At 63.9% G+C, this 9449-nt stretch carries 10 protein-coding genes and 1 pseudogene; 5 read left to right on the forward strand and 6 right to left on the reverse strand.

Going from position 1 to position 9449, the window contains the following annotated elements; all coding sequences use genetic code 11:
- Nucleotides 1–133: 133 nt before the first annotated feature.
- The gene (locus ABD53_RS15200; RefSeq protein WP_047866678.1) at nucleotides 134–1726 is read left to right on the forward strand and encodes a sodium:solute symporter family transporter; all 1593 of its coding nucleotides are present in this window, start codon (nucleotides 134–136) and stop codon (nucleotides 1724–1726) included.
- 4 nt (nucleotides 1727–1730) lie between these two features.
- On the opposite strand, the gene ABD53_RS15205 is transcribed toward ABD53_RS15200, so the two are convergent.
- The 6 genes from ABD53_RS15205 to ABD53_RS17360 form a co-directional block, all read right to left on the reverse strand.
- Nucleotides 1731–2027, reverse strand: a complete 297-nt coding sequence (locus ABD53_RS15205) for a hypothetical protein (protein WP_047866679.1) — start codon at nucleotides 2025–2027, stop codon at nucleotides 1731–1733.
- Nucleotides 2028–2051: 24 nt separating this feature from the next.
- Nucleotides 2052–2303 carry a hypothetical protein gene (locus ABD53_RS15210; protein ID WP_152670810.1) on the reverse strand — a complete coding sequence of 84 codons (252 nt, stop codon included), beginning with the start codon at nucleotides 2301–2303 and terminating at the stop codon, nucleotides 2052–2054.
- A 119-nt stretch (nucleotides 2304–2422) separates the two neighbouring features.
- A complete protein-coding gene (locus ABD53_RS15215; protein ID WP_047866681.1) occupies nucleotides 2423–3196 on the reverse strand; it encodes an MBL fold metallo-hydrolase in 774 nt (257 codons plus the stop codon).
- 111 nt (nucleotides 3197–3307) lie between these two features.
- Nucleotides 3308–4393 carry an oxidoreductase gene (locus ABD53_RS15220; protein WP_047866682.1) on the reverse strand — a complete coding sequence of 362 codons (1086 nt, stop codon included), beginning with the start codon at nucleotides 4391–4393 and terminating at the stop codon, nucleotides 3308–3310.
- 118 nt (nucleotides 4394–4511) lie between these two features.
- On the reverse strand, nucleotides 4512–6443 hold the full coding sequence (locus ABD53_RS15225) for a DUF294 nucleotidyltransferase-like domain-containing protein (RefSeq protein ID WP_047866683.1): 1932 nt from the start codon (nucleotides 6441–6443) through the stop codon (nucleotides 4512–4514).
- 125 nt (nucleotides 6444–6568) lie between these two features.
- Complete coding sequence (locus ABD53_RS17360) at nucleotides 6569–6886, reverse strand: hypothetical protein (protein WP_047866684.1); 318 nt, start codon at nucleotides 6884–6886, stop codon at nucleotides 6569–6571.
- A 178-nt stretch (nucleotides 6887–7064) separates the two neighbouring features.
- Between ABD53_RS17360 and ABD53_RS15235 the strand changes: the two genes are divergently transcribed.
- The 4 genes and pseudogenes from ABD53_RS15235 to ABD53_RS18055 all read left to right on the forward strand — a co-directional run.
- Nucleotides 7065–7562 (forward strand): ABC transporter substrate-binding protein, encoded by a 498-nt coding sequence (locus ABD53_RS15235; protein ID WP_047866685.1) that lies wholly within the window; start codon nucleotides 7065–7067, stop codon nucleotides 7560–7562.
- Nucleotides 7563–7643: 81 nt separating this feature from the next.
- Nucleotides 7644–8669, forward strand: a complete 1026-nt coding sequence (locus tag ABD53_RS15240; RefSeq protein WP_047866686.1) for an ABC transporter substrate-binding protein — start codon at nucleotides 7644–7646, stop codon at nucleotides 8667–8669.
- A 154-nt stretch (nucleotides 8670–8823) separates the two neighbouring features.
- Nucleotides 8824–9237, forward strand: coding sequence for a GlcG/HbpS family heme-binding protein (locus ABD53_RS15245; protein ID WP_047866687.1), 414 nt, complete (start codon nucleotides 8824–8826; stop codon nucleotides 9235–9237).
- Nucleotides 9238–9331: 94 nt separating this feature from the next.
- A pseudogene (locus ABD53_RS18055) lies at nucleotides 9332–9449 on the forward strand (S-(hydroxymethyl)glutathione dehydrogenase); the annotation flags it as partial.

Raw genomic sequence — 9449 nt, forward strand, 5'->3', positions numbered from 1 at the left:
GCCAGTTTTACGCCGGGGCTTTCAGGGGAAGAGAGAAACCTGGGAAACGGGGCGAGCGTAAGCCGCACCATTCCGGCTGGGGAGGTGACAAAGAGCGGGGTGAGAGCCACGCCTTTTATCTAGGGGAGGGTGAGTGTCAGGACAGTTCGAGATTACCGGCATAGACATAACCGTATTCATTATCTATCTGGCTCTCAGCCGGCTCATACCGTTATTCTTCCGAGGCAAGAACGAGAACTCCGAAGACTACTTTCTCGGTTCCCGAAACTTCACCTGGCCTCTGATAGGTTTCTCGCTCATAGCTACGAACGCCTCCGGCGCTAGCTTCGTGGGGCTGGCCGGGGCAGGGTATGCGCAGGGCATCTCGGTCTATGCCTACGAGTGGATGACGACCGTGATCCTGGTTCTGTTCATCTTCTTCCTGCTGCCGTTCTACCTCCGCTCGCGGGTGTTCACGCTCCCCGAGTTCCTCGGTAGACGCTACGACGGCAGGAGCCGGATGGCCTTCGCCGGGTTCAACCTGTTCGCAAACATGTTCATAGACATGGCAGCCGCGTTATACGCGGGCGCTATCGCCTTCCGGGTACTATTCCCAGATTTCTCATTGTTCGTGATCGTCGTCGGTCTTGCGGTTCTGGCGGGCGTTTATACGGTTATAGGCGGGCTCTCGGCCGTGATGGTAAGCGACACGATACAGGCCTCCGTCGTAATGCTCGGCGGTACGCTGGTGTTTATCCTGGTGCTGATCGAGGCGGGTGGCTGGCAGCAGGCCACCGCAGCCGCTACGGAAGATCAGATGAGCCTGATACTGCCGGCTGGCGACGATGCCTTACCCTGGCCGGGGCTGTTCCTCGGGGTGTTGTTGAATGGCCTGTACTACTGGACGACCAACCAGCTCGTCGTGCAGCGCACACTCGGGGCGCGGAGCCTGGATCATGGCCGGTGGGGCTCCATATTCGCGGGCTTTATGAAGCTCGCTTTCCTGTTCCTGTTCATCCTGCCCGGTACCTTCGCCCTCGGACTGTATCCGAACCTCGACAACCCGGACCTCGTGTTCCCGACGCTGGCTTTCGACCTCCTGCCAATCGGAATCCGGGGCCTGATGCTCGCGGCGCTGATAGCGGCGGTGACCTCCACCGTGGACTCGATCCTCAACTCGGCTTCCACCCTGGTCACGATGGACTTCGTGCAGAACTTCCGGCCCCAGACGAGCCAGGCCGCTCTCGTGAACATCGGACGGATCACCACCGTTGGCGCGCTGATCGTGGCCTGCATTTGGGCCCCGACCCTGGCCTCGTTCGAGTCGCTCTACGGCTACCTGCAGTCCGTGCTCGCTTACGTGGTCCCGCCGATAGTCGCGGTGTTCTACATAGGCATCCTCTGGCCCAGGATCAACGGTCTCGCGGCCTTTGTCACGCTGGTTGGCATGATCCCGCTCGGGGTGTTCTTCTTCATTATTAACGAGGTTATCCCCGACTCGGCCCCGATACAGTTCCTGTACGCCGCCGGTATCTCCTTCGCTGTCAGCGCCACCGTGCTTGTAGGCATCAGCCTCCTGACGGGGCCGCCGCGGGATATGGAGCGGGTGCGAGAGGTTACGTGGAGCACGGAGTACTGGACCCAGGAGACCGAGGAGCTGCGGGGGACGCCGCTGTGGAAGAACTACCGTTTCTGGGCGGTGGCGCTCCTGATCTCCACCGCCATCATCGTGGTTATCTTCGCGTAGGGAGCTAGGATGTTTGGCCCGGCCCCGCTTCGGCCGGGTCGGGCATCTTTTCACCGAACATCCTCTCGTAGTGGACCTCTATCCTGCCCCGCTGTATTTGGAGAAACCTGATGTGACGCACGATCTGCTTCTCGGAGAGGATAAAGTTGAAGTTGTGTAGCAGGCGGGTCAGGCCCTTGGACGAGTTTACGCGTTCGAGCATCACCCTACGGTAATCCTTTAGCTCTTCGATGCGCTTATCGGTGAGCTCCGTTTCGGCGAGAAGCTCTTCGGGATGGTTCATGTCCGTGAGATCCTTCATGCCGGATATTCTAAAGCCAGACTCCTACGAGCGCCGGGCCTCGTCTCGTCGGAGCTGGAGGTAGCCGTTATAGACCATGTTCCGCCGCAGCTTGAGCACGACCAGCCTCTGTTTGAGTCCCCGGATCGTAAAGCGGAGGTAGAGTCTCCCGGGTAGACTCAGGCGGAGGCTGGTGGAATGCAGGGCGTGATCCAGGCTGGCCCGCTCTTCCAGGAGAGAGTCGATCTCTCGCTCCAGCCCCTCGAGCTGGCAAAGCAACTCCTTAGTTCCAACCATTACGCGGCTCCGTGCTGACGGCTCCGTGCTGACGGAGATTCAATATCGAGGCTAATTCTACACCGGCGGCGATTCGTGAGAGCGAACTAGAGCCTTAGGCCGAACCCGCAGCGTCCTCGCTAGGAGCCGGAGGCGTCACGCTCTCTGGCCCGGGCAACCGCCTCCGCCGCGCCTTCTCGCCAGGGCTCGCCGTGGCCCGGGAGTAGTGTGTCGGCGCTAGCCTCCTCTATGGTCTCCAGGGACCGCCGGGCCTGCGCCGTGTCGGAGTTGACCGGGGGTGGGGGCAGGCACGGGCCTTCCTCCCGGGTCAGCGGGTTTAGCGTCAGGAGGGCGTCGCCGGCGATCAAGATCCCCGGCTCCTCCAGGAGCAACGAGACGTGACCCTCGGTGTGACCGGGGGTGCGCAGTGGCACGGGCCTCCCCGGTACGTCTAGCTTTTCGTCGGCCTCGAAGGGCTCCACCTCCTGTACCCACGTCGGCGTCATGAAGCCCTGCACCGTGGCTTCCCCGACGAACTTGAATGATGCTACCCGCCGGAGCTCGGGCACGAGGTCCGGCAACATCGCGAACGGCGAGGAGCCCTTGGCCTCTCCGCGGACGCGACCGACCTCGCCGCTGTAAGCCATTACCGGGGCCTCGCATTCTTGGCGTGCCTTCTCGGCGGCCCCGAGGTGGTCCGGGTGGCCGTGTGTCAGGACCACCGCCGCCACGTCTGCCGGGGAGAATCCGAGCTCAGAGATGGCGCGCTCGATGCGGGGCCAGCTACGCGGCCAGCCAGTGTCTACCAGCGTGAGCTGGCCCTGATCCTGTATCAGGTACCAGTTGACGATGCCGTCGGCGAAACGGTGTACTCCGCCGCCGATCTCCTGCGTCGAGGCTTGCGATCCGGCCACGATGCCTCCTAATATTGGATGTAGACCTTTTAGAGTAATACGCACCGTGAGCCTCCGGCGATCACCGCCGAGATCCCGGAGCCCCGCAAGAGCGAGGCTCCAGGGTATCTTCTACAGTCTCCTGAGAGACTCCAGTACCTGCGGGTCGAAGTCTTCCAGGGGGTGCTCGTCGCGCACCCGGTTTGGCCAGTCCATGTTCGCCAGGGCGCTCTTACCCAGGGCGGCGACGTCCGCTTCCTCCCGAACCGTGCTCTCCGCATCTCGCGGGTCGTGCAGGGAGCCGTTTGCGATGACGCTTACCCCGCCGCCGTATCTCCGGGCGAGCGCGGCGAGCGTCGGTCCATCGCCAAAGGCGGGCTCTGTTATCGTGGGCTCTGTAACGTGGATGTAGTCCAGACCGGCCTCCGAGAGCCTGCCGAACACTACTGCGGCGTCCGACTCGCCGCCGGCCCAGGCGTGGTCCGGATCGTTCACCTTGGCCTGCGAGACGCGCATCCCGACCGGGAAGTCTCTACCCACGGCCTGGCGCACGGCCTCCGCCACCTCGGCGCTCAGGCGCACCCGATTTTCGACCGGACCGCCGTACTCGTCGGTGCGCCGGTTGGTGTAATCGGTCAAGAACTGGTCCAGCAGATACCCGTTTGCCCCGTGAATCTCGACCCCGTCGAAGCCCGCCTCGCGAGCCCGCAAAGCTGCGGCCGTGAAGCTCCGTATCACTTCGCTTATACCTTCGTGGCCAAGCTCTTCCGGTAGATTGAAGTCGCCGCTTCCGCCGTACATCTCCATCTTCTTGCCCTTCGGTGGCACCGCGGAAGGCCCGATGGTCCCTTCCGTGAAACGGTTGCCTTGTACCAGCGCCCCGGCGTGCATTAGCTGGGCGAATATCTTCGCGCCCTGCTCGTGTACGGCTTCCGTAACACGCCTCCAGGACTCGACCTGCTCGTCGTTGGCGAGCCCTGGCTGGTTCCAGTAGCCCTGGCCGTGGGCCTCGTCCGGGTAGATGCCTTCGGTAATGATCAGACCGAATCCACCGCGCGCGAAGCTCTCGTAGTAGGCGACCATGTCCTCTGTCGCCAAGCCCTCGTGGGTGGCGCTAACCCGGGTCATGGGAGCCACCGCCAGACGATTCTCTAGCTCGACCTCCCCAATACTAACTCCGGAAAAAAGCCGCGAGTCACTGGTTATCCTGGTCTCCATTTCAAACCTTCCTGAATCAAATCTGCAGCGTACAGTCCAATACTGTATCAAATAAATTAATTAAAGTGCATGTAATACAGTAAAAAGGTTGACGTGAGGCTGCTCGTGGTTGCGCGGGTTAGAGCTTTGGGTCTATGCCGTAGCGGCGGGCGACGGCGTCCTGGACCTCCTGGACGGTGGAGAAGACCACCTTTAGCATGCTCTGCTGGGTGTTGGTGAGGCGTGAGGGGTTGATCTGGTTGGTTGGCTCCTCGCCGGCTTCTATGGCCGCGAGGTGGTGGATCATGCGCAGCTCGGCCAAATAGCGATATGCGTCTAGTGCGTCTTCCATCGTCTTCGAGAGCTGCGGGATGCCCTGCGCGGCGTTCTGGAGCCGCGACACGGTGTTTGCCGACTCCAGGTAGCCGAGCTGTATGGAGAGTATGCGGGCGGAGTCCACGAGCGGCCGCAGGCCGCGCCGCTTTACGTTGAAGGTGTGCCGGTACTCGCCGGAACGCTCCACGACGAAGCGCCGGAAAAAGGAGAGCGGGGGCCGGTTCGAGAGCGCCTCGCGGGCCAGGAAGGGCAGAAATCTCTGCTCCTCCGCCAGCGACCGGCGTATCGAGGCCTTTAGCTCTTCGGCCAACGAGAGGTCCCCGTAGAGCCCGCGCAGGTCGAAGAAGGTCGAGGCCTGCATTAGCTGCTGTTGCTCGGGGGAGACGATCCAGGTCCGGAAAGTCTCTTTCCACCCCGAGAGCGGCTGCCGCCACCTGGGGTTGCGGGACATGATGTCTCCCTTGCACAGGGCGAAGCCGCAGCTCGCCAGCGCCTCGTTCGTCCTCTCGGCGAGCCGCCGGAACCACTGCTCGGCTCTCTCGGCTTCTTCCTCGTCCGCCGGGTCGGCGTAGAGCAGGGCGTTGTCCTGGTCGGTGACGAGTCCCATCTCGCCCCGGCCCTCGCTGCCCAGGGAGAGCCACACCCAGGAGAGGCCGACCTTCTCCTGCGGATACTCCTCCGTCAGACTCTCCTCGACGAGGGCTATGGCGCGGCGCATCAGGCGGTCGTTCAGCTCGGTGTTTATAGAGATGAGGTCGGCGGGCTTTACCCCCTGACCGTCGAGGCCCATGAGGAGCTTGTCGGTCTCGGCCCTGAGCCCCGATAGCTCGGCGACGGAGCGGGCGCCGTCTATACGGTCGCTCATGAACGCAGGGCTGTGGCCCTGGGCGCGGCTTATGTCCTGGTCCGAGATCACACCCAGTATCCCCGATCCCGAAGCCTCTCCCGGACCGCCGGAGACGACGACGTGATTCGCCCGGTACCGGAGCATCTGCATGAGCGCCCGGAAGACCTGAGCATCAGCATCCATCAGGATCACCTGGCTGCTCATGACCTCTGCGACCGGAGTCTCCGGGGAGAGGGCCTCGGCCACCACGCGGCTGCGCAGGTCCGCGTCCGAGAGTATGCCCACGACCCGCCCGCCGTCCAGCACGACTACGGAGTTGGCGTCCGCCTCGCTTATCGCCCGGGCGGCCTCGCGGGCGGTGGCGTCCGGGGCGCAGATCACGGGTCCCTGGCTGACGAGATCCCGCAGCTGGGTCCCGAAGAGTAGCCGCGAGCCGGAGGCGCTGGCGGCGTCGAACGGGTCCTCGCCGTCCGGAGAGTAGCCCCGGATGTCCTTGTCGAAGAAGGAGGCGAACGGCTCGTGCTCCTCGTACAGCTCGTGGAAGCGGCCCGCCCGGAGCAGCAGGCCTACCGTCGGCTCCACGGCGCGGGCCTCGAAGGGCAGCTCGCCGCCTTTCATCAGGGCGTAGTTTCCGAACATCTCGCCCTCGCCGTACTCCTCGACCAGCCTGCCCGTGTGGGCGTCGGTGAGGCGCACGAAGCCACTCTCGATTATGTACAGGTAATCGTGCTCTGTAAGGCCCTGCTCCAGCACCACCTCTCCCGGCTCGTAGTAGCGCAGGTGGGTCTCGCCGAGCAGGCCGCGGCGTACGTCCTCTGGCAGCCGGTCGAAGGCCGGGGCCCGCTCCAGCAACTCCAGCATCCGCCTGCCAATCACGGAGTCTCTCATCTCGCCTCTACGCTGACTCCATCCTGAACCCATCCTAAATCCAAAAGGCCCCACCCCGACTCCCGCAATCCCGCAATCCCGTAGCCCCGAGAGGCTTTCGGGAGACCAAGCGAGGGCTACAGACCCTAGACGCCCTTGAGACCTTCCATGATCCTGTCGTAGACGCCCTGCCGCAGCTCCTGCAGGGCGGCCTCGGGATCGGTGCCCATCGTGGAGTGCCAGGCCTCGAAGGTCTCGTGGTCCTCGCGCTCCTGCTCCTCGGAGTCGTCGCCGAGAAACTCCCGGTCCTCCTCGGTGAAGATACCGGGCACGGCGTCCTCGTCTCCCATGAACTCCAGCTTGGCGCGGGCCATGATCCTGCGCGTAGCCGCCATCGCCTCTGCCTGATCCCGGCTGTTCCCCGGATCCATCCCGTCTGTCCCGCCCGATCCGCTCTCGATCATGCCCGGATTCTAACCCTGCTGCCGCCGCCGTGCTCCGGGGGCCGCCTCCCCACAGCAGGTCCCTCCGAATTCTTGAGGTTCTTGAAAGCATCACGCGTATCGTATACGCTCCATCCGTATTGGCCGCAATATAATGGCGGTCCAGGGGAAAAGGGACGCAAGAGGACAGGAGGAATACATGGCTCAAGCGCCGGAGACCGCTGCTCGCGGCAGGGGGCAAACACCCGCTGGCACGGTCAACGTGGTTGACCCGCACCCGCTGAACTGGCTGTACATTACCTGGAACACGATGGAGGAGCCGGTCCGCACCGACGAGCAGGGGCACATAGTCGGGGCGTGCATGGAAGACTCCTACTGGGAGGGCGACACGCTGGTGGTCGAGGTCCGCCAGGGGGTGCGCTTCCAGGACGGGGAGGCCCTCACCGCCCACAGCATCAAGCGGGCTTTTGACGAGGTACAGAAGTGGAAGGCCCCGCACCCGCCCGGGACGTATCTGAACTTCGACCCGGCGACCACCGTGGAGGTGCCGGACGACTACACGATACGCTTCAACTTCCCGGAGGCCGACGGGCTCGCGCTGGCAAAGTTCCGGGGCTTTCACATAGCTTCGAGCCGGTTCTGGGATGAGATCGGCTTCGGTTACCAGAAGATAGGCACCGGCGAAGGACACTGGTGAGCAATAGACGCTCCGGGCCCGTGGGGCTCGGGACCGTTTACCCTCACCGAGGGCTACTCGACCATCGAGAACACCATCGCCATGATGAGCGGTAACCCGTTCGTCTGTACCTGGCTTACGACAGATCTGCCGCGCAGCGACCGCGTCGTGCTGGAGGCGAACACTGACTACTGGGACCGCGAGCGCGGCCCGTGGCTGGAGAAGGTCGTGTACCGCAACGACATAGACCACGCCGACGCCCTTGAGAAGGTGTGCAGCACGGAGGGTGAGATCGACATCGTAAGCGAGGTCTCGCCGGCGGACGCGGAGAAGGTCGAGGACTCGGAGTACGCGCACCTGGTCTCCGTGGACGCCCTGCGCGTCGTGAGCGGCCTCATAAACCGGGACGCGGAACTCATGGACGACGTGAACGTCCGCAAGGCGCTCAACCTCGCCGCCGACAAGACCGGCCTCATAAGCGAGGTCTTCAAGGGCTACGCCCACCCGGTGGCCGGGATGGCCCCGCCGTACTCCGGCGGCGCGCCCGACGGGGTGGAGCCGTACCCGCACGACCCCGGGGAGGCGAAGCGGCTACTCTCGGAGGCCGGTTGGCCCCGGGACCGCGCCCTCAGGCTCGCGAGCACCTCGGACGTTACGCTCGTCGCGGAGCACCTCGCGGGCAGCTTCCGCGACGCCCTCGGGATAGAGGTCGAGATAATGCACATCCCGGACGCGGAGCTGCTCTCGGCGCAGCGGATGCTGGTGGAGAAGAACCTCCCGCTACCATTCGACGTGCTGGTCCACGCCTGGTTCGACCTCGCCGCGGGGTATCCTCCGGCCGTGATCCACCGCGAGTACTTCCACTCTCTGGGAGCCTTCCGGGCCGGGCCTCCCGTGCAGGAGTTCGAGGACCTTTTGGCGGCCTCGGTGAACGAGAAAGAGGCCCCGAAGCTCACACAGCTGGCGAAGCAGATAGACAAGCTCGTCATAGACGAGGCGCTGAACGTCTTTCTGTGCTGCCCGCAGGCGCTGGTGGCCGTGAACAACCACGTCAACTTTACCGGCCACGCCGCAACCCTGGAGCTGGCCGAGACCGACGTAGACGAAGCTCACTGGTCCCGCAAGTAGAAGCCGGGCGCCACAAGAGCCAAACGGAGGGGTAAAGCGAGAAGGGCCAGGGCCGTCTGCCCGGCTCTTCTCTGCTCCGCTGTCTTGGGGCGCGTCGTTCGTGGGCAAGATGGACGCATAAGGCTAGTAAAGCTAGCGTCGTAAAGGAGTGTAAGTGGAGCCAATAAAGTCCGTAACGCTCGCGGAGGCGCAGGAGATCGTCGCCGCCGCGGAAGAGAAAGCGCGTCAGATCGGCCAGCCGATGAACATCGCGGTGGCGGAGGTTGGCGGGCACCTCAAGTCCTTCGCCCGCCAGGAAGAGGCCTGGCTCGCCAGCGTGGACATCGCCGTGGACAAGGCCTTTACCGCCGCCGCCCTCGGCGTCTCGACCGGGGAGCTCGCCGACATGGCGCAGCCCGGCCAGCCCCTATTCGGGATAAACACCACCAACGGGGGCCGCATAGTGATCTTTGGCGGCGGGATACCGCTTACGCGCGACGGCAACGTGGTCGGCGCCGTCGGCGTCAGCGGTGGCACCGTGGATCAGGACACTGAGGTGGCAGAGGCCGGTGTTGCGGTCTTCGAGTAGCTAGAATTCACATATATTGCGGAGGCGCGGCGCCGGCCCCGGTCGGCGTCCGCGCATGTTTGTAAGTAGCGGCGTCCGAGGGATAGGAGCAGCGATGGAGATAAAGGCGGCGGTAGCATTCGAGGCGGAGAAGCCACTTAGCATAGAGACGGTGGAGCTAGAGGAGCCCAGAGGCGCCGAGGTCCTCGTAGAGATAAAGGCTACGGGGGTCT

Source organism: Rubrobacter aplysinae (genome assembly GCF_001029505.1).
Lineage (GTDB): Bacteria > Actinomycetota > Rubrobacteria > Rubrobacterales > Rubrobacteraceae > Rubrobacter_A > Rubrobacter_A aplysinae.

Excerpts from the sequence above, each read along its gene's own strand:
- ABD53_RS15205 (WP_047866679.1), bottom strand. The coding sequence starts at position 2,027 with ATGAAGGATCTCACGGACATGAACCATCCCGAAGAGCTTCTCGCCGAA.
- ABD53_RS15235 (WP_047866685.1), top strand. The coding sequence starts at position 7,065 with ATGGCTCAAGCGCCGGAGACCGCTGCTCGCGGCAGGGGGCAAACACCC.
- ABD53_RS15240 (WP_047866686.1), top strand. The coding sequence starts at position 7,644 with ATGATGAGCGGTAACCCGTTCGTCTGTACCTGGCTTACGACAGATCTG.
- ABD53_RS15210 (WP_152670810.1), bottom strand. The coding sequence starts at position 2,303 with ATGGTTGGAACTAAGGAGTTGCTTTGCCAGCTCGAGGGGCTGGAGCGA.
- ABD53_RS15220 (WP_047866682.1), bottom strand. The coding sequence starts at position 4,393 with ATGGAGACCAGGATAACCAGTGACTCGCGGCTTTTTTCCGGAGTTAGT.
- ABD53_RS17360 (WP_047866684.1), bottom strand. The coding sequence starts at position 6,886 with ATGATCGAGAGCGGATCGGGCGGGACAGACGGGATGGATCCGGGGAAC.
- ABD53_RS15225 (WP_047866683.1), bottom strand. The coding sequence starts at position 6,443 with ATGAGAGACTCCGTGATTGGCAGGCGGATGCTGGAGTTGCTGGAGCGG.